The organism is Candidatus Zixiibacteriota bacterium, assembly GCA_020853795.1.
GTDB lineage: Bacteria > Zixibacteria > MSB-5A5 > CAIYYT01 > CAIYYT01 > JADJGC01.
On the sequence record JADYYF010000081.1, the window covers coordinates 1 to 24,179 of the forward strand.

Below are 24,179 nucleotides of genomic sequence, written 5' to 3' on the forward strand. Positions count from 1 at the left end.
CCGTCCTGGAACAGATTCGCGTCATAGCCGTGCTGCGTCAGCAGCTTGCGGCACACCGCGATAATCGTCTCGGAGGCGTCCGCCACCAGGATGCGCTTGCGGATCGTCATCGCTGCCGCTCCGACAGCTTCCGCGAAGCGCTCTCCAGGATTTTCTTCTCGCGCTCGGTCAAATGCTCGTAGCCTCCCACTTCCTTGATCCGATCCAAAATCCGATCCACTTCTTCCATCAAGTCGTCTCCCGGCGCCGGCGGCTGCGTGTGCGTCAGCTTCGGCCCCCGCGGCCGGCGCAGCTTCAGCTTCAACGACCGCGTCCAGCTCGGAATCCGCCAGTCGGCCTTCAAATACAAATAGCCGATCAGCGCACCCCCCAGATGCGTAAAGTGCGCGATCCCGTCCGCGTGCTGATTCCACGAGGCCAGCACGCCCAGCCCGATCAGGATCATGACCAGATACTTTACTTTTATCGGAAACAAGAACCAAATATAGACCAGTCGATTCGGATATAAGACCGCAAACGCCACCAGCACTCCATAAATCGCCCCCGAGGCGCCGATCACCGGCACGCTGTTGTTGAGCTGCAACAGGAACGTGATGATCCCCGCGCCTACCCCGGTCACGAAATAGAACTTCAGGAACTCCCGCGTCCCCCACTGCCGTTCCAGATCGGAACCGAACATCCACAGCGTCAGCATGTTGAAGAAGATGTGCCAGAACCCGCCGTGCAGGAACATATACGTCACGACCTGCCACACAAACAGCTTGTGCGTGATCGCGTACGGCACCAGTCCGAACAGCCGCTCCAGCCGCAGCGCCGGCAATGCCATCTGCACCAGGAACACCGCGACATTGGCAATCAAGAGATACTTGATTCCCGGAGTCAGACCTTGCTGAAATCCGAACGTCTTTTCCTGGTATGTGGTATCGCGGTACATGCCGGTATCTATTGTAATATCGGTAGTTTACGTTACGGAGTATAATAGGTTCGGCGGCATTTGGCAAGGCCGCCGCTGGCCGCCCCCGCGGCTCGCTATGTCAATGCGCGGCGCCCTACAGCAGCCGCGCATGCTCGATCTTGATGCAACGATTCTGAATCGCCGTCAGCCCGGCCGCCTGCGCCCGCAAGCAGCCCGCCTCATTGACGACGTCCAGCTGCAGCCACACTACGCGCGCCTTGACCCTGATCGCCTCGTCGATGATCGGATCGGTCTGGTCGGAGCGCCGGAAGACGTCCACGATGTCAATCTTCCCCGGAATCTCGCCCACGCTGCCGTACGACTTCAACCCGAAAATCTCCGTTTCCATCGGATTGACCGGGATTACCTCGTAGCCCTGCGCCATCAGATAGCGCGCCACGCTGTACGAGGCCCGCTCCGGCTTGGCGGACATCCCCACCACCGCAATCCGCTTGGCCGCTTGCAGAAGCTGCTTGATTTCGGCGTCCGCCGGATTGTGAAACGACTCGCTCATGCGAGAAACTTTTCAACCTTCTCTTGCAGCATCTTCTTCGGCAGCGCACCCACCACCTGGTCCTGCACTTTGCCGTTCTTGAAAAACAACAGCGTCGGTATCGACATTACGCTGTACTGCATCGCCGTCCGGCCGTTGGCATCAACGTCCACCTTCACCACTTTCAACTTGCCGGAATACTCCTCCGACAACTGATCCAAAATCGGCGCGATCATCCGGCACGGTCCGCACCACTCCGCCCAAAAATCCACGATCACCGGCACTCCGCTCTTGATCACTTCATTCTCAAAAGTCGCATCGGAGACGGCCAAGGCATTCGACATTTCATTTCTCCTTCCAACTATACAATCAAATCCAATGTCTTAAACTCAGTCGCGCCGCTTTTGTTCCGCCGGCGTCCGCCGGTCACATCCAGAGACTGCAGCCGCGTCCGCGCGATCGGAGCCGCGCCGTCAAAGTGCGCTCGCCACGCGCGTGCCTGTCATTTTATGAATTTGAGACGCCGCGACAAGACAAATCGCAGCTGCGTGAATCGCCTGCACCGGCGCCGCCGCCCGCTTTGATAACCGTCTGTCGTCCATCGGGAAAGCCCCCAACGCCAACGGGCGAGCCAAGTGGCTCGCCCGCCGCAACATTGCCGTTTGTCGAGTTCTTTACTCGCTCGTACCCGCCTGCGGTACGCGCGCAAACTGCAACCGGCGCCGCCGGATAAATGAGATCAACGTCCCACCACATACCATCACCACACCCAGCCAGACCAAATTGATCAACGGCTTCTTCGAGACTTCGAGCACCAGCAGATCAACCACATCCATCCCCGGCACGCCCGAGAACTTCAACGACACTGAGCCGGCATCCGCCTGAATGTCCTGCAGCACGATGCTCCCCGATCCGTCCGGCATCGGCGCCGACAAAAACTGCTTGCCCGTTTGCGTGAACGCCATCCGCGGCACGACCGTGTCGGTCTTGCCCTGATGCGTCACTTCCAGCACCGCGCCGACCTCCATCGTGTTCGGATCGCTGTGATTGCCCATGTCGAAATTGGTAAACTTCACATCGTAGTCGCCGACCTGCTTGGCCTCGCCCTTAATCAGTACCATCTGGTCCCCCTCGCCCATCATCCGCTGCTCCTGCGGCGACAAGTACAGGTCATACAGGAAGTACTTGCGGATAAACGGCTTGCGCATCAGCCCCTGGTTCTCGCGGGCAATAAACATCTTCGGGTCGGCCTTGAACTGAGTGTGCCCGTCCTGCACCTCGAGCAACACCGAGTTGTCTTTATTGGTGATATCGCCGTGCATGCCCTTGTACGCAATCTTGTATTGGAACGACTGCGCCGGTCCCTGATTGGAATACAGGTTCACCTTGTCGGTCTGCGAAAACGCTGAGGACACCACGATGCCGATCATCATCACGCCGAAACCCATGTGCGTCAAGAAGCCGCCGATGCGCAACCCGACTCGATTCGGCTGCAGAAACACCACGAAGAAATTCCCGAACAGTGCAAACAGCGCCGTGAATATCATCAGCAGATACATGAACTGCGTGACGTCGAAAATATAGGCCAGCACTGTACCGACCACCGCCAGCGCCGCCGCCGGAGCCAACCGCTTGATCAAGGTCGGGAGGGTACGATCCTTCGTCACCAGGAACGGTGAAATTCCCACCAGCAACGCCAGAATCACCGCCATCGGCAACGCCGTCTTATTGTAGAAGTCGATCGAGACATTGGCCGGCTCGGCGAAAATGCGCGTGATCAGTGGCGATGACGTGCCGATCAAGGTCAAAATCGCCAGCAGCGCCAGAAAGAAGATCCCCACCGCGATCGCAAAGTCCATCGAGTACGGATCCTTGATCCCCACTCCCGTCCGCGCCGTCTTGGCCCGCACCACCAACAGCACCGTCGAGAGGATCGTGAAGAATAACATGAAGAAGATCAGGTAGCCCGAGGTCCCCAGATCGGTGAAGGAATGCACCGAGAAATCGGCCAGCACGCCGGAGCGCGTCAGGAATGTCCCGTACACCACCAACAGGAACGAGAACACTGCCAGCAGCAGATTCGAACGGCGGAACACGCCCTTGTTGCGCTCAATCAACAATCCGTGCATCAGCGCCAGATTGAGCAGCCACGGAATCAGCGAGGTGTTCTCCACCGGATCCCAGGCCCAGTAGCCGCCCCAGCCCAGCGTCTCGTACGCCCAGTAACCGCCCAGGAAGATGCCCAGCCCGAGGAAAAACGAGCCCAGCGCCGTCCACGGGAAGGAGTTCTTCACCCAGTCGCGGTAGTTGTTGCGCGCCAACGCGCCCAACGCATACGCGAACGGCACCGCCAGCAACGAAAATCCCATGAACACGATCGGCGGATGGATCACCATCCAGTAATTCTGCAGCAACGGATTCAACCCGCTGCCGTCCGGCGGCACTCCGCCCGGAAATTGCGCCAGCACCTCCGGCGGGTATGGCAGAAACGGCGACCGCACTACCAACAACGTCAGGAAAAACGCGATCACCAGCATGTAGAAGAACATCACCGCCGAGTGGTTTTCCGTCTCGCGCCGGATCAGGAATATCCCGATCACGGTGATGAACAACAGCCAGAGCGTAAACGAACCGACCTGCCCGGCCCAGAAGGTCGAGATCAGGAAACCGAGTTCGAGGTCCCGCGAAGAATAGTCGTGCACGTACTGCAGCGCGAAATTGTGATTCAAGATCTGCATCAGGAAAAACGCGCACATCAGAATCGTCGCCCCCGCGAAAATGTAATAAGACTTGCGCGCCAACCCGACCAGACTGTCGCGGTTAAACAGCGCCAGGCCGTAACCGACCAGCGCCAGCGCCGCGGTGACGCAGGCGATGGCTAAGAGCGTATTGCCCAGGGCAACCGTCATCATCCTTGCAGTTCTCCTTCATACTTGGACGGACACTTGATCAACAACTGGTCGGCGACAAATTGATTGCCGTTGTACTTGCCCACGCACACCGCATGCGTCGCCTGCGAGAAGTTCCCCGGCATCGTGCCGGTATACTTCACCGTCATCGTCGTGCCGTCCTCGTCGGTAATCGGGAAGAATAACTCCTGCGTGTCGATATCATACTTCACCTGATCGTGGTCGATCGCACCCATCACCTGCACCCGCGCGGAGCGCTTCTGGGCCTCGGCAAAGGAAACGTACGAGGTCATCGACTTCGTGAACGAGGAAAACCCCCACGCCGCCACGGCGACGACGATCACCGCCGCCAGAATGATCTTGACCTTCATTTCGTCTTCTCCAGCTCTTTGACTTTCTTATCGAGGCGAAACAGGAACAGGAAGATCCCCGCCCAGATGATCAGGTTGGCAAAAAGTACCGTATAGTTCGAAGTTTCCATCGTCCGTTACTCCGTTTCCCGCCGCGCCGTCTGGACCTTGTGCAGCCGCACCCCCAGCCCGTACAGCCAGAAGAATATAACCGTAAAAACGGCCAGCGATATTAAAAAGATGGGCAATACGGACCCACCCATGCTAATTTTCAAATTGGCATCAATCACCGAATCCGACGGATGCAGCGACGCCATCATCCGCGGCATGATGAAGATGAAAAACGGTACCGTCGGGAACGCGAAAATCGCGTACACCGCCCCCAGCGTCGCCCGCCGGTCCAGGCTCGGAATCGCCGCCCGGATCGCCAAATACGCGCCGTAAATCATCAGCAGCACGAAAATCGACAGCATCCGCGGCTCGCTCCAATTCCAGTACACCCCCCAGGTCACCTTGGCAAACAGGCTCCCTGAAATCGTCGCCAGCACGCAGAACATCGTCCCGATCTCCGCCGCCCAGAGCGCCCGAAAATCGTCGATCTCGGTCCGCGTCTTCAAGTAGCGAATCGAGAAAATCAGATTCACCGCGTACGCCACCACCGTCAACCACGCCACCGGGATGTGATAGTAGAAAATGCGCGAGGCGTCGCCAATCTGCTGCTGCGGCGCCGGCGTCGTGAACGAAAACCAGATCACCATCGCCGTGACGATGAACAAACCGATTTGTAAGACTTGTCTAACCATTCCACACAAAATCAAAAAGGACTACGGATGCCGTTATCATTATAACCGCGTAAGCCGCGAGGAGTTTGACATGATTTTCGGCGCCGCTCCAACCCTCGTTCGCCAGCGCCGCGTTCGTCCCCGCAATCGCCGCCACCAACAGCGGCAACAACACCGGAAACGACAACACCGCAAACAGCGCGCTGCGCGCCGAGGCCTTCGCCACAATCGCCCCGATCAACGTCGTCGCGCCCGCCAAGCCGATACAACCGAGAAATATCACCAGGATCAGAAGTCCCGGGTCGGGAACTTCCACGTGCATGAAAATCACATACAGGGGCGTGATCAGTATACAGAGCAAGAACAACAGCAGGATGTTGTATATCAGCTTCCCCGTATAGATTATCGACGGCCGCGCGTACAGTCTTAAGGTCTGCGCCGTCTTGGTGTCTTCCTCCTTGATAAAAACGCCGGCCAGCGCCGACATCGCGGAGAAAAAAATCACGATCCAATACAACGCCGCATGCACCAGCGAGGATAACCCCAACTGCCCCAGCGAAAAACTCACCACCACCAGCGTCGTGAACGCAAACATGAACAGCGCGTTCAGTGAATAGCGCGTCCGTAACTCCGTCCGCAGGTCCTTCACCAGGACCGCCGCGGCCTTGCTAACCCAGGCGGATGACGCGCTCGACACGGGTCAAATCCTCCGCTTCATTGGTGGCCACTACTAAGATGCCTTCCCGCTTGTGCTCCGCCATGATGGTCCCGACGATCGCCTTCCCCTCCTCATCGAGATTCGCGGTCGGCTCGTCCAGAATCAGCACCGTCGGCCGCCCCAGCAGTGCCACGGCGTATTTCAACCGCTGCTTCATCCCCGACGAATACGCCCCCACCATATCGTCGCCGCGCCCTGTCAGCCCGACCTTCGCCAAAAGCGCATCCTGCTCGGTTCGATCCATCTTGACCCCGGCTAACTTGCCGAAAAACCTCAGATTCTCGTAACCGGTCAGCATCTCATAAAGCGCCATCTCCGGCCCGACCATCTTGATGTGATCGAGAAAATGTTCCGCCGGCACCGCCTTCTCCTCGATGGCCAGCGTCACCTTCCCCTTCGTCGGCGTCAGCATCTGCGCCAGAATCTTCATCAAGGTTGTCTTGCCGGAGCCGTTTAAGCCGGTAATCCCGATCGCTCCCGGCGCCGCCACCTCAAAGTTCAGGTCCTTCAGAACCTTGCGGTCACCGAAATTCTTTGACAGCTGCTCAACCTTTAGCGTGATCATCTGTGTTCTACGCAAGAATGCCCATATCTTGAGTGAGAACTTATTGGGATATAAGAGAAAGTCAACCCTTTTTTGCGAAATTTTTCACAAGTCGTGAAGGCTGGCTAACCGCCGACACAAAACCGCACTGGAATCTACGTCAGCGTTTGCCCCAGCCGATCCCACCGGACCCGCTGATGGAAATGCAGAAGATTATACCAGATGCTCCCCGGCCATGTCAGCGGATTCCCCCAATCCCATCGCGGCGCATCCATATCCGGCGGCGCTCCCCATGACCAGTGCACGACCAGCGCCTTCCCGAGGATAAACCGCTGCGGCACCGGCCCCCAGTAGCGCGAATCATATGAGTCGTCGCGATTGTCCCCCAGCATGAAGAAGGTGTTCGGCGGTACCCGGTACGGCCCGAACGTATCGCGGCGGCGATCAGTTGTGTTAGTATGCTTGGAAAACGGATAATCCTTGAACTCTGCGCCATCGACATACAGTTTTTTGTCCCGCATCTCCACAACCTGCCCACCCACCGCCACACAGCGCTTGACATAGTTGGTCGCCGAATCCCCGGGGAACTTGAATACCACAATATCGCCCGGCCGCGGATCACGGATTCCCGGCAAGGTCGTGCCGATGATCGGTATGTGAATCCCGTAAATGAACTTGTTCGCCAGCAGGAAATCGCCGACCAGGATCGTGTCTTCCATCGAGCCGGTCGGTACGTTGTACGCCTCGATCACCGAGTACTTGATCAACAACGCCATAATGAACGCCAGTCCCAGCGACTTGGTGAAACTCCAGGTGGCGGCAATCGCCGAACGCTCCGGCTTGCGGGTCGGGCGGCGAATCTCTGTGGTCTTGGCCATCACTTCTCCTACTTGATGACGCTGAACAGTCGGTCCCAGCGCACATGACTCGGGACGTTATATATATAATACAAACTTGCCCAGCCAATCGACAGCGGATTCCACCAGGTTATTTTCGGCGCCGACTCGCTCGGCCGCCACGACCAGTGTACGAACAACGCCTTGCCGATAATGTTGTCGCGCGGAACCGTCCCCCAAAACCGCGAATCCGACGAATTGTCCCGGTTGTCTCCCAGCACAAAATAGTGCCCGGCCGGAATCGTGATCGGCCCGAAGTTGTCGCGCGGATGCGTCGTGCCCGGCGGAATAATGGTGCTGTCACTATGAATCGCGTAGCGCCCCTCGCTCAACGGCAGGCCGTTGACGTGCACGACCTTGTTGACGATCTTCACCTCGTCGCCCCCCTTGGCAATGATCCGCTTGATGAAGTTCTTGTGTGGATTATCGGGAAACCGGAACACCACCACATCTCCCAGCGCCGGCTCCTTCAACGACGGCAGCCGCCATCCGGTCAGCGGCATGTGCGCCCCGTAGGTGATCTTGTCGGCGATCAAAAAATCCCCCACCAGCAACGTCCGCTCCATCGACTCCGACGGGATGTTGTACGCCTCCACCAGCATCTCCTTGATCAGGATCGCCAGCACCACCGCCAGTATCAGCAGGCGCAGGTAATTCCACAGCGTCTTCAGCCGCGCCCCGGCGCCACGCGCTATATTGGATTGAATTGATCGCTTAATGCTCGAATCAAGATGTCTCATGGGCACGGCAACTTTAATGCTTCCAAACCACCTCCGCAACCTGCTTTTATAACGTTCCGCCTCAGGTGAAGTTTCGTTACCCGCCGCCAGCCGGGAACCGCCCCGTTGCCCCCTGCTGCTTTCTTGTAGCAGTTCTCGATTCCGCACAGACCCTGAGCACTCCCCTGCTCTGCCTTCTCCCCGGCGCGAAATTGTGAACTACCGCCCTCTGAGCGCCCGCGGTAAATCAGACTCGAGGCATCTTCGCCCAGTTGGCAGTGCCCCGGTCGCACCATTCCGCCGCTTGACATTAGTCTTCAATTTCGGTAAAATATGTGTTTGTGGCTGACTATGAGGAGTTTATGCAAGTACCTTTCTTAGATCTGAAGGCACAATATCAATCGATTAAAGGCGAAATCGACCCGGCGATTCAAAGCGTTTGCGCCGATGCCGCTTTCGTCCTCGGTAAGTACGTCTACGACTTCGAGAAAGAATTCGCCAAATACTGCGGCGCCGCCGACTGCGTCGCCGTCGATACCGGCACCACCGCCCTCCATCTGGCGATGCTCGCCCTCGATATCGGCGTCGGCGACGAAGTGATCACCGCCGCCAATACCTTCATCGCCACCTGCGAGGCGATCAGCTATACCGGCGCCCGACCCGTGCTGGTTGACTGTGACGAGAAGACTTACAACCTGGATCCGGCCAAACTGGAGGCGCGCATAACGAAGCGCACCAAGGCGATCATCCCGGTTCATCTCTACGGCCAGCCCGCCGACATGGACCCGATTCTGGAAATCGCCAGGAAACACAACATCCCGGTGATCGAAGATTCCGCACAGGGACACGGCGCTTCCTACAAAGGCCGCCCCACCGGCAGCATGGGCATCATGGGTTGCTTCTCGTTCTATCCCGGTAAGAATCTCGGCGCCTACGGCGAAGGCGGCGCAATTACGACTTCCAATGCCGACCTGGCCGCCAAGATCCGCAAACTGCGCGACCACGGCTCGGCCAAGAAGTACTACCACGATGTCGTCGGCTACAATTATCGCATGGAGGGCATTCAGGGTGCCGTGCTCAACGTCAAGCTCCGCCACCTCGACAAGTGGAATGACGCCCGCCGCCGCAATGCCGATCACTATCGCAAGTACCTCGCCGGCTCCAGTGTCATCGTGCCGGTCGAGGCGCCCGGCTGCAAGCACGTCTATCATCTCTTCGTCGTCCGTCACCCGCGGCGCGACGATCTCATCGCCTTTTTGGGACAGCATGGTATCGGCGCATTGATCCATTACCCGATCCCGGCCCATCTCCAGAACGCCTACCGCCACCTGGCTTTGGCCGAGGGCGAATATCCGGTGACCGAACGCGTGACCAAAGAAATCCTGAGCCTGCCGATGTTCCCGGAACTGACGGAGGAGCAGGTCAAGTTCGTCGCCGAGAAAATCCGGGAATTCAAATAGGTCGCGCTTGAAAGAGCTCTTTGCCAAAATCGATGCCGCGGCCTCGGGAAAAGCCTTTTTCCTGATCCTCGGCATCATTCTTTTATGCGGACTGATTTTCCGCGTCGCCTACCTCGATGCCGATCCGCCGGCCGGCATTACGCGCTCGCAGGACTTTTCCACCGACCCCTTCCAGTACGTCTATTTTGCCAAGAATTCGGTCGAGGTCGGCAATCCCAATCCCTACAATGACCCTCGCTTCACCCAGTGGGAGAAGTCGAGTCAGAACTTCCTCGCCCTCGCGGTCTTTACCCTCTTCGGCACCGGTCGCGCCGAGGGCAACGCCGTCGCGGTCATCTTTAACCTCGCCGCGATCCTGCTGCTGGCGCTGGCGCTCCGCAATTTCGGCGCGCGCCTTGCCGCGCTGATCTTCGCCCTGATCGCTTCGCTCGACTTTACCATGGTCTGGTTCGCGCGCACGCCGTTTCTTGAAGCCTCCCAGAACTTCTGGCTCTGCGCCACCGTGTTTTGTTTCTCGCTGGCGGAACGACGACTGATTTACTTCGCGCTCGCCGGCTTCACCTGCGCCGGCGCAGCGTTCTTCGGCAAGATGATCGCCCTGTTTATGCTCGGCGTCTTCGGCCTGCTCGCGCTCTACCAATACCTTAACGAATCGGAAGACCGCAAGGCGGTCATCAAACGCTGGCTCTACTTCGCCGGCGGCTTCGCCGTCACGACCGTCATCTGGTTCTTCTACATCTACCTGCCGTCGCGCGGCGAGTTCTCCGGCTACCTGTCGGAGCAGGCCTTCGGCCTCTACGGTGCTCCCAAAGCGCTCGATTCCGTTGCCGCCTTCTGCTGGCAACTGATCTCGCTCCTCTGGGAACAGATGTATTTCTTGAAGCAGCCCTTGCCGACCATCCTCGCCTTCTTCGCCGGTGCCGGCATCCTCGCGCTGCTGGCCCGCCGTGCTCCCGGCCGGCGGATGTTGGGCCAGGTGCACTCCGGCTGGCTGCTGCTTCTGCTCTGGTTCGCAGTGGGCTACCTGTCGCTGTTCCCCTGGAACTACCGACCGCTTCGCTACCAGACCACGATCATGTTCCCCGCCTTCGCTCTCGCCGCCCTGGCGTTGGCCGCCATGATCCGCTTCACGCCGCAACCGAAAGCGGCGCCCAAAAAGGGACAAGTGCCGACCGTCAACTTGCCGCAGTTGATCGTCACCTGGGCGCTCTGGCTGCTGCCCCTGATCGCCTTGATCGTACTCAGCTTCGGCGGACTTCCGGGCAACGCGATCGACAAGGCGCTCCAGGAAACGACCGTGCCGTTTCTCCTCGCCTTCGTGGCGATCGGCGCCTTCGCGGCCTTCGTCTACCGCGCGACCTCCGACACCTTTGCCCGACTGGCGCCGCTCGGGGCGGCGCTGGCACTGGCCATCGTCGTCTTCGTCGCGGCCTGGAACGTCGTCAGCTTCATCCGCTGGTCCGGCGTGCGGCAATACACCTTGCTCGCCGCCGATCGCGATCTGGGGGCCATCCTCAGTCCCGGCGCCGTGCTCTCCGGATCGTACGCCACCGCCTTCACGCAGGAAAACCGCTTCGGCTGTGTCCCGCATATGTTCGGCGTCGTGCGCGTCGATTCGGCGTTCTTCCAACGCTTCCCGATTACCCATCTGGCGATCGACGAGGGCAACGAACAGCGCGCCCGCCAGGACTACCCGGAAATCATGGGCCAGGCGGCTTTTGTCACCCGCTACTTCGCCCGCGGCCTGAATCCCGGCATGCCGCTGCCGGTGCGCGTGTATCGCGTCAGCGGCACCACCCCCAACCCGGAGGCGCACAACTACCGGCCCTCCGACTTCGAGATCGCGCAGGAGTTTACCGTCGCTCAGCAGGCGGATTCCGCCGAGTTCTACCTGCGCCGCTTCCTCGACCAACACCCCGACAACTACTCGGCTAACCTGTACCTCGGCGATGCGCTGCTCCAATCCGGCGAATTCGAGCGCGCCGTCGGCGCCTACCGGCAGGTACAGCGCTTCGCGCCCGGCGATGCGGTAAGCGCGTTGAATATCGGCAACGCGTTTGTGTCGCTCGGCGCCGCCAAAACCAACGCCGCTTTCTTCGACTCGGCCTTGGTCTGGTTCAAAGTCGCCCAGCGGGCTTTCTGGCGCGATGACCGTATCGCCGATATGATCACTCAATTGGAAAGACGCAACAAATGAACGGAAGAAATCGACATGCCCGGGTGTCCGTCGTGGTCCCGGCCCACAATGAAGAAGGCAACATTGAACCCTTGTGCGAAGAATTCGCCAAGGTCTTCAATACCTTGCCCTATAGCGTGGAAGTGGTGTTCGTCAATGACGGCTCCACCGACCGCACCGAACAAAAAATGTATGAGGCCTCGCGCCGCTTTAATTGGGTGCGCGTCATGCGCAACCGCACGCGCCTCGGCCTCACCACCGCCCTCGCTCGCGGCTTTGCCCAGGCGCGCGGCGATATCCTCGTCTTTTACCCCGCCGACCTGCAGTTCCATCCGCGCGATGTCCCCAAGATGGTCGAAGCCATCGACAACGGCGCCGATATGGTCTGCGGCAAAAAAGTCGGCTCCTACGGGAAATGGCTCGTGTCGGGGATTTACAACCTCATGACGCGCCTGCTCTTCCCGAAACTCAAAGTCACCGACATGAACTCGGTCAAGGCGTTTACGCGGGAGGTCTATAACGAATTCCCGACGCTGCGCGAAGGCTGGCATCGCTACCTCGCCGTCTTCGCCGCCGCCAAGGACTTCATCGTCCGTGAAGTCCCCGTCACTTTGAGCAAGCGCCATTCCGGCAAAAGCAAATTCGCCGGCAAATCGCGCATCATGAAAGGCTTCACTGATCTGATCGCGGTCAAGTTCCAGGTCTCCGTCTTCGGCGATCCGATGAACCTCTTCGGCAAGACCGCCTTCTTCTTCTTCTTCATCGGTCTGGTCTTTGCCGTCATCGCCTTCTACGACCGCTTCATCCTCGAGCGCGGCTACCGGCCGCTGCTCTACGGCGTCATCTTCTTTGAGTTGGCGGCGCTCGTGACCTTCATCATGGGAATCATCACCGAAGCCCTCGTCTACTTGCGCGACTCGCTCGCCGACGTCAAGACCCAGAACAAGCGGCTGATTGAGGAACTCGGTCAGCGCGGTGGGCGCGGACGGTTCGAGCGTTCCGAAACCGAAGATGAACGCGAGGATCGTATCGAACGCTTCGAGCGCGAACGCGGTGAACGGCTTGATCGGGGTCGAGGTGATCGCGGCGATCGCGGCGATCGCGGCGACCGGCGCGACCGGAACGAACGACACGATCGCCGTTCCCGCGACAACCGCCCCGAACTCCGCGAGTCCCGGGAAATCACCTCAGACCGTCCCGAACGCAATGATCGCAGCGAACGACCTGAGCGCGGCGACCGCGGCGACCGCCCGGAACGCGGCGAACGGCGCGAGCGTAGCGACCGCAGTGATCGGGGCGATCGGGGCGACCGTCGTGGCCGTGGTCGACGTGACCGTGGTGATCGCGGTGAGCGTGGCGAGCGTAGCGACCGCAGTGAGCGTCCGGAACAACCGCGTATCGACCTGCGCCCTGAGGTAGCAGCCGTCGCACCCCCGCAACCCGTCGAACCGGTCGAAACCGCTCTCGATCTCCAGCCCGCCGGCAACGAGCTCTTTGCCGCCGAGCCGACGTCAACCGATATGGCTTTGGAATCTCCGTCGGCCGAGACCTCGAGCGAGCATCCCGCCCGCCGCACCGGCCGCCGCATGCGCCGTATGCGCCCGCAGATTCCGCACCGCTCGCAGCCGGCCACCGAATCGACGGCGCCTGCCGTCACGGAAACTCCCTCCGGCGGCAACGGTCAAGCCGATCTGCTCGATCGTCCGTTGACCCTGCGCGTTCGCGAACTTCCACGCGAAACCGCCGCGCCGGAGACCTCGGAGCCGTCCGCCGGCGAGCCGTCCGACAGCGGCGAAAACGTATAGTTTGGTTGCAGCGCCGGAGCCGTTCGGCTCCGGCGCGCACCGCTTCCGCAAGGCAGATCCGCAATGGTAACTCCGGTTCATCGTCCACGCATTCTGGTGCTGACCCACAACTTTCCGCGCTACGAGAACGACATTTCCGGCATCGGCTTTCAACCCCTCTATCGCGCGCTCGGCCGCTATCTCGACCTCCATTTCGTCGTGCCGCATGACGCCGGCCTCAAGGAGTTCGAGCAGATCGGTAACCTGCACGTCCACCGTTTTCGTTATGCCTCCGATGCCGACGAAACTCTCGCCTACCGCGGCGAAATGCACCAGCGCGTTCTGCGTCAGCCGCTGCTCGCCGCCAGCTTTTTCCAGGCTTACAAGGACAAAGCGCTCGAACTGACTGATAAAGTCTTCCCCAAAACCGTCTGGGCCCATTGGTGGCTTCCCGGCGGGCTCGTCGGCCGCTTCATCGCCAAAAAAACCGACCTCCCCTTTGTCGTCACCTGCCACGGCACCGACATCCACCTGTTGAAAAAATACCCCTGGGTGAAACCACTCGCGCGCCAGGTCTTCAAGTATGCGCGCTCGATCAACGTCGTTTCGACCTATCTCGAGAACACTTTGCTCGCACAGATCGAAGACAACTCCGTCGCCGGCAAAACCTTCGTCGCACCGCTGATCTCCGACAGCAAGAACATCTTCTACGACCCGCGCGTCCGTCGCATCGACGGCACGATCGTCTCTGCCTCGCGCTTCACCCGGCAGAAAAACCTCGATGTCCTGATCCGCGCCGTCAAGAACGTCGTCGATTCCGGCATCAAGTGCAGCCTGACTCTTTATGGCGAGGGCCCCGAAGAAGCCGCCCTGCGCGCCCTGGTCGCCGAACTGCAGCTACCGGAGGTCGTGAAATTCCATCCCCCCGTTACGCAGGAAATCCTCGGCCAACGCTACCGCGAGTCCGATCTCGTCGCCCTGGTCTCCGAGCGCGAAGGCTACGGCATGACGCTGGTGGAGGCCATGATGTGCGGGTGCGCCGCCATCGGCGCCAATTCCGGCGGCATCACCGACATCATCCAGCGCCCCGGCGAGGACGGTTTGCTGGTCGAGCCTCGCGACGTCGCCGGTCTCACGGAAGCGCTCCGCCGCCTGCTGACCGACGACGACTATCGCCAGTCGATCGCCGCCAAAGGTCGCGTCTCCGTCTCCACCCGCTTTTCCGAAAAAGAACTGACGAATCTGATTGTCTCGCACCTGCTGCCGCAGGCGAAAATTTAGCCCCGCTCGCTCTCCGGCACATTGACATCCCCGATCATCCGCGCCGGCGTCCCCAGCACGATCTTGTACGGCGGCACATCCTTCGTCACCACCGACCCGGCCCCCACGATCGCGCCGTTGCCGATCGTCACCCCCGGCAGGATAATCACCCCCGCGCCGATCCACGCGTCCGCCCCGATCGTCACCGTCCCTCGCGGCGTCTGGACGTACGGCCGGATGCGCGAATTGTTCGGATGCGACGACGTCACGATCGTGATCCGCGGTGCCAGGCTGGCGCGGTCGCCGATCACCACATTCCCGCGATCGCGCAACTCCTCCACAATAATCAGGCCGTCAGCAATGTAAACGTCCTTGCCGATCTCAAAGCCGCAGCTGCGCAGCAAGGCGATCCGCAGCAGATGCCAGCCGCAGTACGCCGCGATCATCTTGCACAGCTTCTTGTAGAATTTGCGAATCACCCACACACCGCCTACGCCAGATGCTTGTACAGCCACGTCAGGTGCCCCGTAATCGCCAGTGGCAGCTTCGAAAACATAAAGGTTGTCGCTTTGAACTTCAATGAGTTTCGATTGACCGCGCCCACCCCGCGCTTTTCCGGCCAATAATAATAGTACAGCGGCAACGTCGCAGCGCCCCACCGTTGCTTGAATTCTTTCAATCCCGGATTGTCGTCCGACACCCGTCCCAAATCAAACGTATGCATGCCGCGCGCCTTCGCCCGCAGGATCGCCTCCCAGATCAACAGGTGATTCGGCCGCAGCGCCAGATGTTCCTCGTCGCTCGCGCCGTACATGTACGTCGCCGTGCCGTTGTAGTAGAAAATCACCACCGCCGCAATTCTCTTGTCGCGATGTTCCGCGAACAGGAACTCTGCCTCACCCCGTGGCTTGAGTCGCCGCCACACTTCCTGATGGAACTTCAGCGGCTGCGCCGGAATCCCGTGCCGCCGACAGGTCAATAAATTCAGATGATGAAACTCGCGCGGGCTCGACTCATCCCCGCCGATGCTGATGATGACCCCGTCCTTGCGCGCCTTGTTGACGCCGCGCTGGATAATCCCCTTGTGCGTCCCGCTCCAGATTTCTGTCTCGCTTCGCCGCAGGTCAACGTGAAATGTCTCGTATTGCCCGCTCCTGGCAAATTGCGACTCCGCCGCCGTAATCACACTCGGGCTCTTGAGTTCATAATAGGCCGCCCCGTTCGCCTTCGTCAGCTCGATCACTCTCTCCAGCAGCGCTTCGGTGACAGCATCGCCGTTCGCCACCGGCGGACAGATGTAACTAAACGGCGCCGAGACCATCCGCTTTCCGGTCAGCGGACTCTTCACCAGCCACAGCGGCAACACTCCCGCCGTCTGCTGTTCGGAGTCAACCGCCTCCAGCCCGCAGAACCGATACGGATAGCTCGCCGCCAGCACCTGCTGCCAGCTCGCCGTGTGAAAGATCGTCGCGCTCGGGCACTGGCTCAGGAATTCATCCCAGGCCGGCGGCAGCGCCTCAGCGCGCTCGTGCACCCGCACCGTAATTCCGGCGCTACTTGCGGACAAGCTTGATCATCCCCTTCACAATATTCCCCGTCGTATCATAGGCCAGATTATACAACCACACCGCCGGCCGCGAACTCCAGCGATTCGGATGCGCGCTGATGCAGACATCCTTCCGGTTCTGCCGCACATAGGCAATCAGGCTCGGCGTATCGGTCAATCGGATTCGCGCCCGCTCCTTGCCCATGTCGAGCAAATTCCCGCGCGTCTCGTCCCAGTTGCGCCCCGTGTCGGTGAAATACGGCACGCCGGAATTCACGATCTCGTATGCCTCCAACTCGATTCCAAACTCGCGGTAATCGTACTTCGTCCACAAATCGCGATTATCATACTTGGTCAGCGGATTCCCGTGCATCGCCATCGTGGTCACCGGCGCCAGCGCGCGCAACCGCGCCAGGTCGTCCCGCGTAATCTCAATCGCCCGGGCGAAATTGCCCTGCGCGCGGTCGAGCGTCTCGTAATGATAGCCACATTCCATCCCCATCGCTTGTATCGACCGAATCACTCCCGCATCGAACGCCTTCGGCACGCAGCGAAAGAAATAGGTCGCCACCAACCCGTGCTCCTGCTCAATCCGCGCCAAATCCAGCGCCGCTGGCGGCAGGCTGTCGACATCATGCCGCAGGTACAATACTGGCCTGCCGTCGCTTGCCGCCTTGCGCCAATCGCGCATCAACAGCGACCGGTACCCGCTCTCGACCAGCGCCCGGCACAACCGCTCATACATTTTCAGGGTGAAATCCAGCATCAGGCAATCATTATACAAATCTGTCGATTCCACAAGCATTTCGCCGCCGCACCCGCTGCAAAACAGAACACCCCTCCCGATTGCCGAGAGGGGTGCAGTCGTTGTACTTGAGACGAACCGCGGAAAATGCGTTGCTACCCCTCGTAACTCACTTCCCCGCCCAGAATCGTCCAGCGCACCTTGCCCTGAAGCTTCCAACCGTCGTACGGCGAATTGCGCGACTTCGACAGAAACTTGTCCACCTTCACCGTCCAGTTCGCCTTCGGGTTGACGATTGTAATATCCGCCACCGCCCCCGCGCGCAAATCGCCCCCGACCGTCCGCAGGATGCGCGCCGGATTCGCCGCCATCTTCGCCGCCACCTGATTCCAACTCAGATGCCCCGGCTTCACCAAATGGGTCGCGACCAACCCCAGCGAGGTCTCCAGCCCGATGATCCCGTTCGGCGCCTGATCGAATTCCACCTCTTTGTCCTCCGGCGCGTGCGGCGCATGATCGGAAGCAATGCAGTCGATCGTCCCGTCCTTCAGCCCGTCGATGATCGCCTCCACATCCTCCTGCGTCCGCAGCGGCGGGTTCATCTTGAGATTCGTGTTGAAGCCCTTCCCGATCTCGGCGTCGGTCAGTGTGAAATGATGCGGCGTCACTTCGGCGGTCACATTGACTCCGTCGGCCTTCGCCTGCCGGATCAGTTCCACCGCACCTTTGGTCGACACGTGCGCGATATGTACCGGCGTCCCGATGTACTTGCACAACAGCAGATCGCGCGCGATGCACACTTCCTCCGAGAACGGCGGAATCCCGTGCATCCCCAATCGTGTCGACTCGTAGCCTTCGTTCATGATCCCCTTGCCCGACAGCGACATGTCCTCGGCGTGGCTGATCACGCAGATCCCGAACATCCCGGCATATTCCAGTGCCCGCCGCATCATGCCGGCATCCGACACCGGCGACCCGTCATCGGTGATCGCCACCGCTCCGGTCTTTACCATTTCGCCGATATCCGCCAGCTCTTTCCCGGCGCGCCCACGCGATACCGCGCCGATCGGATACACCCGCGCCTTGCACCCGGACGCCCGCTGCTTGACGAACAGCACCGACTCCTGGTTGTCCAGCGGCGGCAGCGTATTCGGCATGCACGCCACCGCGGTGAATCCGCCGGCCGCGGCCGCCATCGTGCCGGTCGCAATCGTCTCGCAGTCCTCGCGCCCCGGCTCGCGCAGATGGACGTGCATATCGATCAGCCCCGGCAGCACCAGCATGCCGGTCGCGTCGATGACTTCGTCCTTCTTGAACGTCGCCTTTCCCTTCGCTTTCTTGCCGCGATCGCTTTCCAGATCGATCCGCTTGATCTTGTCCCCCTCTAGATAGATGTCGCCCTTCAGCGGCTGCTTCTTGTCCGGGAAAACGATCGCCCCGTTCTTGATCAGCTTAATCTTCATCGCTCTTTCTCCCTTCGCCGCCCGCCAGCAGATACAGCACCGCCATCCGCACCGCGACGCCGTTGGTGACCTGTTCCAGGATCACCGACTCGCCGCAGTCGGCGATTTCGTCCGACATCTCGATACCGCGATTGATCGGCCCCGGATGCATGATCGTGTAGTTCTTGTTCAATCGTTTCAGCCGCTCGCGCGTAATTCCGAACAGCGAGGTGTACTCGCGCAGCGACGGCAACAACCCCGCCTGCTGGCGCTCAAGCTGAATCCGCATCACGTTGACAACGTCCGCGCCGTCCAGCGCCTTGTCGACGTCGGTGTAAACCTCAACGCCCAACTTCTCCAGACCGACCGGCAGCAACGTCGGCGGACCACATACCGCCACCGAGGCGCCCAGTTTCGTCAGTCCCCAGATATTCGAGCGAATCACCCGCGAGTGCTTGGCATCCCCCATCAGCACCACCCGCAGCCCCTTGATCCGCTGGTATTTCATCCACATCGTGTACATGTCGAGCAAACCCTGCGTGGGGTGCTCGTGTTGCCCGTCGCCCGCGTTGATCACCGATGACGAGCAAAACCGCGTCAGGAAATAAGGCGCCCCCGACGACCCGTGCCGGATCACCACCATGTCGATCTTCATCGCTTCCAGGTTGCGCACCGTGTCTTTCAGCGTCTCCCCCTTCTTGACCGACGAAGTCGCCGCCGTGAATGTCACCGTATCCGCCGACAACCGTTTCTCCGCCAGCTCAAATGACACCCGCGTCCGCGTCGACGGCTCAAAAAACAAATTCGCCACCGTCAAACCGCGCAACGGCGCCACCTTCTTGATCGGCCGGTCCAGCACCTCGCGGAACACTTTCGAAGTTTCCAGGATGTTCATCAGCTCGTCGGCGTTCAGGTCTTCCAACCCCAGCAAATGACGTCGCTTGAAAGTCATTTCCTCCTCCCGCGCGCCGCGCGCTTCTTCGTTTCCGCGCTTTTCTCATGCGTCAAGATGACGCTGTCCTCGCCGCCGCGTTCCGCCAGCGCCACTGAGACCTTGTCCTTGGGGTTCGTCGGGATGTTCTTCCCCACGAAGTCCGCCCGGATCGGCAGCTCGCGCCCGCCGCGGTCGATTAGCACCGCCAGCCGCACCGCTTTCGGCCGCCCGTAATCGGGAATCTGATTGAGCGCCGCCCGAATCGTTCGTCCCGTGAACAGCACGTCGTCCACCAGCACGACCACCTTCTTATCCACCGGGAACAAGATCTCCGTCGCCTTGATCTCCGGATGCTCCGGATTCGTCAACAAGTCGTCGCGGTACAGCGTGATGTCCATATACCCGACGTCAACCTTGCGCCCCTCGATGTGCTTGATCTCGCGCACCAATCGGTCGGCCAAGTGATCGCCGTTCGAACGGATGCCGATCACCGCCAGCTCCTCGTCGTCCGCCAGTGATTCCAGAATCTCGTGTGCGATCCGCGAAATCGCATGCGCAATCTGCTTGGCGTCCATCAGCACGGATACGTCTTTCTCCGTCAAGTGTTCTCCTTTACGATATATTCAAGAAACCAAAATGCATTTCGAGCCGGGTTGAAAACGGGGCGGAAGGATAGTGCATCGATTCAGTCCTTTCGGCCTCACCGGGCGCGATTAAAGGAACTCGTCGGGCGTTATATTAGCAGAATGGGGATGGCTGTCAAGCGGCTTTTGCCGGCGCGGATTAGAACATCTGCAGCTGATCCATCAACTCGCGCCGATGTTGCAGCTTCACGGTGAGCATATTGTTGATCTGCTTGCGGGTCTCGTCGTCGGTCGACAGGTAGCGCAGCGAACTCTTGTACAGGTCGACCAGGGCGGTCTCCCACTCCAGAATCTGTCGCAATAATTCCGACCGTTCCTTGTGGCCGGCGCGCAAACTCGTCACGGTCTCCCCCAGCTTCTCCAGCATCGAGGGGTCAATCTCCGGATTGCCGTACTTGCTATTGATCCCCTGCAATACCTTCAGATCGCCCGCCTGATTCTCACGCGCCTGAACAAAAAATCCCCCGTTTTCCACCGCGCCGGGGTCCAACTCGGCCGCCGCGGAATAAAGCAGATTCAGTTTGCGCTCGCGCAGGTACGCCTCGCGCAATATCGCCCGCAATTCCTCCCTCACGCTTGCGATTATGCCTCTCGGTGACCGGCAAAGCAAAATAAAACTTCTTGGACGCCCGCAAACTCGTTGCATCTCCTCTGCGTTCAAAGAGAGTTGCGCGTCCACTTTACCTAAGGAGTCTCTATGCTGGAAGTCGGCGATAAAGTTCCCGCCTTCACCCTCGAACAGACCGATGGCGCCCGGGTTCGATCGGCGGATTGGAAAGATCAAACCGTTGTCCTCTATTTCTATCCCAAAGACGACACTCCCGGTTGCACCCGTCAGGCTTGCTCGCTGCGCGACGGCTATGCCAAGCTGAAGCACTCCGGCGTCGCCGTCTACGGCATCTCCCCCGATACCGTCGCCAGCCATCAGAAATTCACTGAGAAGTTCTCCCTCCCCTTCCCACTGTTGGCCGATCCCGACCACGCCGTCGCCGAAAAATTCGGCGTCTGGGTCGAGAAAAATATGTACGGCAAGAAATCAATGGGAATCGCGCGCACGACCTTCATCATCCGCGGCTGCAAAATCGTCGACATCATCAAGAAGGTCGACACCGAAAACCACGCCCAGCAGGTGCTCGAACACCTGCCCGGCAAATAACTGCTTGGCCGCTCGTCAGAAACCGTTAGATTCCGGTCGTGGCTGACTTCGTCGAAATCTGCCCCGTTGGTGACATCCCCGCCACCGAACCCCTCACCCTCGAGGTCGATGGTATTCCCATTGCCATCGGCCGCGTCGGCGACAAATTCTACGCCATCGAGGATCGCTGCCCCCACCAGGGCTCCAGTTTCGATGGCGGTGAAATCGAGGACGACATTCTCACTTGCCCCCTCCATGGCTGGCGCACCAATCTCGTCACCGGCCAATCGCTCGATGTCCCCAGCCTCCACGTCAAAACCTTTCCCGTCGAAATCCGCGACGGCAAGGTCTACCTGAAACTCGACTGACATAACCCACCCCTTCATCGCCCCCCGTGGTGCGCGCCTGTAAGCCCCTGTAGCGTCCTCCTGTAGCGCCGACTTCAGTCGGCTGACACCATTGACGTTGCGGCAGGTCTTCCCGCGAAGTGCTCTCGACTCCTGATCAACCGCAAAACTTGCGCGCTTCGTGGGGCGACCTGCCGCTCGTCTCAGCCAGCACCCGTCGTCCACAAATCCCCTTAGTAAAGGGGGCCAGGGGGTTGTATTCGTTGCCCTCCGTCTCGAAGAAGCACCTCCATTTCCCGCTAAATTTTCCCATCCGAATCACGACTTATGTACTATAATGGGAAGACCCGGTAGCTGTTTGTGACGGACATTTTCTCGCTAAAGGAGATCGAATGAAGCGCCTGCTTTTTGCGATACTGCTCATTTCAACGTCCATCGTTTTCGCTCAGGATCGCGACAAAGAACGCGATATCGAGAAATTCTTTCTGCGCTACGTCGACGACCTCAAGGCCGGCCACTATGATGACGCCCTCAATCGCTGGGCCCTTCTCGATCGCACGATCTCCGACCAACTTCGACTTCACTACCTCAACGAACCCGTGAAGCTCGAGATGGAATCGCCTCTCTGGCTTAACCTTGACGCCCTGCGTTCAGGCAGCGCCTCAATTACGATCGATACCGTCCGCTTCAGCCGCGACTTCGCCGGCCTCAGCTACACCCTTGTCAATGGCAATAATCGCATTCCTGGCCGCGCCTACATGATGGCCGAATCCGTGCTGCAACCTTCGCTCGTCTCTCCGCTCCATGTCTATTGCGAGGCTTGGGAGGAAGTCCAATCGCAATACCTGAAAGTCAAATTCCGCGACCCGTCGCTCTTTGCCGGCGCCAATCTTGAACGCCTTGACAAATTCGTCGAAACGACAGCCAAGAAGCTCGGCGTTTCCAACGAACGCCTGATCATGCTGGAGACACTCAAGTTCAATGCCTTTATCTGCGAATCCTACGGCGAAGTTGAACAGATCACCGGCAAGCTGGCGATGGGCCGCTTGCTCCCCTCGATGGATGCTGTCGTCAGCAAGTATATGCCGCCTTACAACGAGGTCGCCCAGTTCCTGGTCGCTTACGCCCTCGATGGTGCCCCGGCGCATACGCACCCGATTCTGAAAGAAGGCACCGCCACGTTTCTCGGCGGCCGCTGGGGTCGGTCTGAGCCGGTGCTCGCCTCGCTCGGCTCCTATCTCTATCTCAACGATCTGACCACGCTCGATACCCTGATGACCAGCGCAACCTTCTACTCGTTTGAGGCCAACCCCGATTTCGCCTATCCGCTGGCCGGTTTACTTTGCGAATATCTCTGGAATCAACTCGGCCGCGCTTCTTACCTCGACCTGTATCGCAAATTCTCCGGCACCGCCGGCTTTGTCGATTCACTCTCCGTCGACCAGACGAAAGCGATGATCGCCGCCGCCGCCGGCAAGAGCTGGTCTGCTCTCGAATCCGACTTCAAGACTTGGGTGAAGCAGCAGAATTCCGCCGGCATCTACGCCGGCGCCGCTCAGACCGGCGAACTCGTCTTCGAGTCCGGCACGCCAAATATCCTGATGAAGGTTTTCGAGGACTCGCTTTATTACAACTTCAACGTCACGATGAAACAAAGCCCGCTCGAAGGCGCTTTGCTTCTCGGCAGCCTCGGCAGCGACAAATACTCCAGCTTCCTCTTCAAGGAGCAGTTCGCCGACACGACCTACAGCAACCAGCGCTTCGGCGTCCGCTTCTCGGCGCAGGAAGTCGGCACCTACGACTACTACTCCAACGAGATCACCGGCAAGTACATCGTCGGCATCACTGGCGACCAACCTCTTGCCGACGGCAAAAGCTCCGAGCTGCGCTTCCGCGTCGATAAAGCGCTTCTCGACGGCTTCCGGCTCTACCTTGCTCGCCTCATCGAAATCGACTGAGCACCGCTCGGTGCTTCCTTTTGTCTCGATTTCTTACAGCGACCGGTGCCCCACCGCTTGCGGTGGGTCCCGAGGAACGAGGAATTGCGGTGGGTCCGTTACCCGGTAGCCCACCCGAAGCGACAGCGCAGGGTGGGACGCTTTCGTAGGTCAGGATCCCCGCGATCCTGACGCTTTCCCTCTTTACGCCGCGTCAAAAAGTCGCTAATTTCCTGGACGTGGCAATGCACGAACTGCGCTCCGGGCGGGGGCGGTGGTGACGACCTCCTCGGCGGTGGAATGGAAGCTCAAGGCGGCGGTGGGGGCGGCGAACCAGACAGCGCCTGGGTGCGAACCTTGACGCACACCTACTACTACTATTCCGGCAACGAAGTGAGTGTCG

At 59.7% G+C, this 24,179-nt stretch carries 25 protein-coding genes; 7 read left to right on the plus strand and 18 right to left on the minus strand.

The annotated features are described in order from the left end of the window. Positions 1–106: 106 nt before the first annotated feature. From IT585_06355 to lepB (IT585_06405), 11 genes are all read right to left on the minus strand, one after another. A complete protein-coding gene (locus IT585_06355) occupies positions 107–934 on the minus strand; it encodes a rhomboid family intramembrane serine protease (protein MCC6962856.1) in 828 nt (275 codons plus the stop codon). Between the two features lie 115 nt (positions 935–1,049). Continuing rightward, positions 1,050–1,469 (minus strand): CoA-binding protein, encoded by a 420-nt coding sequence (locus tag IT585_06360; protein MCC6962857.1) that lies wholly within the window; start codon positions 1,467–1,469, stop codon positions 1,050–1,052. Next, complete coding sequence (gene trxA, locus IT585_06365) at positions 1,466–1,792, minus strand: thioredoxin (GenBank protein ID MCC6962858.1); 327 nt, start codon at positions 1,790–1,792, stop codon at positions 1,466–1,468. Before trxA ends, IT585_06360 begins: the two co-directional genes overlap by 4 nt. Positions 1,793–2,122: 330 nt before the next feature. After that, the gene (gene ccsA / locus IT585_06370; GenBank protein ID MCC6962859.1) at positions 2,123–4,360 is read right to left on the minus strand and encodes a cytochrome c biogenesis protein CcsA; all 2,238 of its coding nucleotides are present in this window, start codon (positions 4,358–4,360) and stop codon (positions 2,123–2,125) included. Then, positions 4,357–4,728: a cytochrome c maturation protein CcmE gene (locus IT585_06375; GenBank protein MCC6962860.1), complete on the minus strand. Its 372-nt coding sequence runs from the start codon at positions 4,726–4,728 to the stop codon at positions 4,357–4,359. Before IT585_06375 ends, ccsA (IT585_06370) begins: the two co-directional genes overlap by 4 nt. Further along, positions 4,725–4,838 (minus strand): CcmD family protein, encoded by a 114-nt coding sequence (locus IT585_06380; protein MCC6962861.1) that lies wholly within the window; start codon positions 4,836–4,838, stop codon positions 4,725–4,727. Before IT585_06380 ends, IT585_06375 begins: the two co-directional genes overlap by 4 nt. 6 nt (positions 4,839–4,844) lie before the next feature. Beyond that, a complete protein-coding gene (gene ccsA, locus IT585_06385) occupies positions 4,845–5,510 on the minus strand; it encodes a cytochrome c biogenesis protein CcsA (protein MCC6962862.1) in 666 nt (221 codons plus the stop codon). Further along, positions 5,503–6,186, minus strand: coding sequence for a heme exporter protein CcmB (locus IT585_06390; protein MCC6962863.1), 684 nt, complete (start codon positions 6,184–6,186; stop codon positions 5,503–5,505). Before IT585_06390 ends, ccsA (IT585_06385) begins: the two co-directional genes overlap by 8 nt. Next, a complete protein-coding gene (gene ccmA, locus IT585_06395) occupies positions 6,158–6,772 on the minus strand; it encodes a heme ABC exporter ATP-binding protein CcmA (protein ID MCC6962864.1) in 615 nt (204 codons plus the stop codon). The genes IT585_06390 and ccmA overlap by 29 nt, the downstream gene beginning before the upstream one ends. 134 nt (positions 6,773–6,906) lie before the next feature. Continuing rightward, entirely contained in the window at positions 6,907–7,629 is a 723-nt protein-coding gene (gene lepB, locus IT585_06400; GenBank protein MCC6962865.1) for a signal peptidase I, read from the minus strand. Between the two features lie 8 nt (positions 7,630–7,637). Further along, positions 7,638–8,387 carry a signal peptidase I gene (gene lepB / locus IT585_06405; GenBank protein MCC6962866.1) on the minus strand — a complete coding sequence of 250 codons (750 nt, stop codon included), beginning with the start codon at positions 8,385–8,387 and terminating at the stop codon, positions 7,638–7,640. A gap of 341 nt (positions 8,388–8,728) precedes the next feature. Here lepB (IT585_06405) and IT585_06410 point away from each other — a divergent pair, with 341 nt between their 5' ends. The 4 genes from IT585_06410 to IT585_06425 all read left to right on the plus strand — a co-directional run bounded on the left by IT585_06410 (position 8,729) and on the right by IT585_06425 (position 15,067). Next, a complete protein-coding gene (locus IT585_06410; GenBank protein ID MCC6962867.1) occupies positions 8,729–9,826 on the plus strand; it encodes a DegT/DnrJ/EryC1/StrS family aminotransferase in 1,098 nt (365 codons plus the stop codon). 7 nt (positions 9,827–9,833) lie between these two features. Continuing rightward, positions 9,834–12,023: a tetratricopeptide repeat protein gene (locus tag IT585_06415; GenBank protein MCC6962868.1), complete on the plus strand. Its 2,190-nt coding sequence runs from the start codon at positions 9,834–9,836 to the stop codon at positions 12,021–12,023. Then, positions 12,020–13,807 carry a glycosyltransferase family 2 protein gene (locus IT585_06420; GenBank protein ID MCC6962869.1) on the plus strand — a complete coding sequence of 596 codons (1,788 nt, stop codon included), beginning with the start codon at positions 12,020–12,022 and terminating at the stop codon, positions 13,805–13,807. The genes IT585_06415 and IT585_06420 overlap by 4 nt, the downstream gene beginning before the upstream one ends. A 63-nt stretch (positions 13,808–13,870) precedes the next feature. Continuing rightward, on the plus strand, positions 13,871–15,067 hold the full coding sequence (locus tag IT585_06425; GenBank protein ID MCC6962870.1) for a glycosyltransferase: 1,197 nt from the start codon (positions 13,871–13,873) through the stop codon (positions 15,065–15,067). Here IT585_06425 and IT585_06430 read toward each other — a convergent pair. From IT585_06430 to IT585_06460, 7 genes are all read right to left on the minus strand, one after another. Then, positions 15,064–15,492 carry an acyltransferase gene (locus IT585_06430; GenBank protein ID MCC6962871.1) on the minus strand — a complete coding sequence of 143 codons (429 nt, stop codon included), beginning with the start codon at positions 15,490–15,492 and terminating at the stop codon, positions 15,064–15,066. The two genes, IT585_06425 and IT585_06430, sit on opposite strands and share 4 nt — an antisense overlap. 44 nt (positions 15,493–15,536) lie before the next feature. Next, complete coding sequence (locus tag IT585_06435; protein ID MCC6962872.1) at positions 15,537–16,613, minus strand: GNAT family N-acetyltransferase; 1,077 nt, start codon at positions 16,611–16,613, stop codon at positions 15,537–15,539. Next, positions 16,600–17,358, minus strand: a complete 759-nt coding sequence (locus tag IT585_06440) for a hypothetical protein (GenBank protein ID MCC6962873.1) — start codon at positions 17,356–17,358, stop codon at positions 16,600–16,602. The genes IT585_06435 and IT585_06440 overlap by 14 nt, the downstream gene beginning before the upstream one ends. Before the next feature lie 134 nt (positions 17,359–17,492). Continuing rightward, positions 17,493–18,800: a dihydroorotase gene (locus IT585_06445; GenBank protein MCC6962874.1), complete on the minus strand. Its 1,308-nt coding sequence runs from the start codon at positions 18,798–18,800 to the stop codon at positions 17,493–17,495. Then, on the minus strand, positions 18,790–19,731 hold the full coding sequence (locus IT585_06450) for an aspartate carbamoyltransferase catalytic subunit (protein ID MCC6962875.1): 942 nt from the start codon (positions 19,729–19,731) through the stop codon (positions 18,790–18,792). Before IT585_06450 ends, IT585_06445 begins: the two co-directional genes overlap by 11 nt. Further along, positions 19,728–20,315 carry a bifunctional pyr operon transcriptional regulator/uracil phosphoribosyltransferase PyrR gene (gene pyrR, locus IT585_06455; GenBank protein MCC6962876.1) on the minus strand — a complete coding sequence of 196 codons (588 nt, stop codon included), beginning with the start codon at positions 20,313–20,315 and terminating at the stop codon, positions 19,728–19,730. Before pyrR ends, IT585_06450 begins: the two co-directional genes overlap by 4 nt. Positions 20,316–20,496: 181 nt before the next feature. Further along, positions 20,497–20,919 (minus strand): hypothetical protein, encoded by a 423-nt coding sequence (locus tag IT585_06460; protein MCC6962877.1) that lies wholly within the window; start codon positions 20,917–20,919, stop codon positions 20,497–20,499. 135 nt (positions 20,920–21,054) lie between these two features. Here IT585_06460 and bcp point away from each other — a divergent pair, with 135 nt between their 5' ends. The 3 genes from bcp (at position 21,055) to IT585_06475 (ending at position 23,797) form a co-directional block, all read left to right on the plus strand. After that, positions 21,055–21,513: a thioredoxin-dependent thiol peroxidase gene (gene bcp, locus IT585_06465; GenBank protein MCC6962878.1), complete on the plus strand. Its 459-nt coding sequence runs from the start codon at positions 21,055–21,057 to the stop codon at positions 21,511–21,513. 38 nt (positions 21,514–21,551) lie between these two features. Beyond that, positions 21,552–21,860: a Rieske 2Fe-2S domain-containing protein gene (locus IT585_06470; GenBank protein MCC6962879.1), complete on the plus strand. Its 309-nt coding sequence runs from the start codon at positions 21,552–21,554 to the stop codon at positions 21,858–21,860. A 371-nt stretch (positions 21,861–22,231) separates the two neighbouring features. Next, positions 22,232–23,797, plus strand: a complete 1,566-nt coding sequence (locus tag IT585_06475; protein ID MCC6962880.1) for a hypothetical protein — start codon at positions 22,232–22,234, stop codon at positions 23,795–23,797. Positions 23,798–24,179: the final 382 nt, after the last annotated feature.

Bases quoted from the DNA above. Each gene is read 5' to 3' on its own strand.
- IT585_06380 (MCC6962861.1), bottom strand. From the start codon at position 4,838: ATGGAAACTTCGAACTATACGGTACTTTTTGCCAACCTGATCATCTGG.
- IT585_06440 (MCC6962873.1), bottom strand. From the start codon at position 17,358: ATGCTGGATTTCACCCTGAAAATGTATGAGCGGTTGTGCCGGGCGCTG.
- ccsA (MCC6962859.1), bottom strand. From the start codon at position 4,360: ATGATGACGGTTGCCCTGGGCAATACGCTCTTAGCCATCGCCTGCGTC.
- bcp (MCC6962878.1), top strand. From the start codon at position 21,055: ATGCTGGAAGTCGGCGATAAAGTTCCCGCCTTCACCCTCGAACAGACC.
- IT585_06375 (MCC6962860.1), bottom strand. From the start codon at position 4,728: ATGAAGGTCAAGATCATTCTGGCGGCGGTGATCGTCGTCGCCGTGGCG.
- trxA (MCC6962858.1), bottom strand. From the start codon at position 1,792: ATGTCGAATGCCTTGGCCGTCTCCGATGCGACTTTTGAGAATGAAGTG.
- IT585_06360 (MCC6962857.1), bottom strand. From the start codon at position 1,469: ATGAGCGAGTCGTTTCACAATCCGGCGGACGCCGAAATCAAGCAGCTT.
- IT585_06475 (MCC6962880.1), top strand. From the start codon at position 22,232: ATGAAGCGCCTGCTTTTTGCGATACTGCTCATTTCAACGTCCATCGTT.
- IT585_06445 (MCC6962874.1), bottom strand. From the start codon at position 18,800: ATGAAGATTAAGCTGATCAAGAACGGGGCGATCGTTTTCCCGGACAAG.
- ccmA (MCC6962864.1), bottom strand. From the start codon at position 6,772: ATGATCACGCTAAAGGTTGAGCAGCTGTCAAAGAATTTCGGTGACCGC.
- IT585_06355 (MCC6962856.1), bottom strand. From the start codon at position 934: ATGTACCGCGATACCACATACCAGGAAAAGACGTTCGGATTTCAGCAA.
- lepB (MCC6962865.1), bottom strand. From the start codon at position 7,629: ATGGCCAAGACCACAGAGATTCGCCGCCCGACCCGCAAGCCGGAGCGT.
- IT585_06410 (MCC6962867.1), top strand. From the start codon at position 8,729: ATGCAAGTACCTTTCTTAGATCTGAAGGCACAATATCAATCGATTAAA.
- IT585_06430 (MCC6962871.1), bottom strand. From the start codon at position 15,492: ATGATCGCGGCGTACTGCGGCTGGCATCTGCTGCGGATCGCCTTGCTG.
- IT585_06450 (MCC6962875.1), bottom strand. From the start codon at position 19,731: ATGACTTTCAAGCGACGTCATTTGCTGGGGTTGGAAGACCTGAACGCC.
- IT585_06425 (MCC6962870.1), top strand. From the start codon at position 13,871: ATGGTAACTCCGGTTCATCGTCCACGCATTCTGGTGCTGACCCACAAC.
- lepB (MCC6962866.1), bottom strand. From the start codon at position 8,387: ATGAGACATCTTGATTCGAGCATTAAGCGATCAATTCAATCCAATATA.
- ccsA (MCC6962862.1), bottom strand. From the start codon at position 5,510: ATGGTTAGACAAGTCTTACAAATCGGTTTGTTCATCGTCACGGCGATG.
- IT585_06420 (MCC6962869.1), top strand. From the start codon at position 12,020: ATGAACGGAAGAAATCGACATGCCCGGGTGTCCGTCGTGGTCCCGGCC.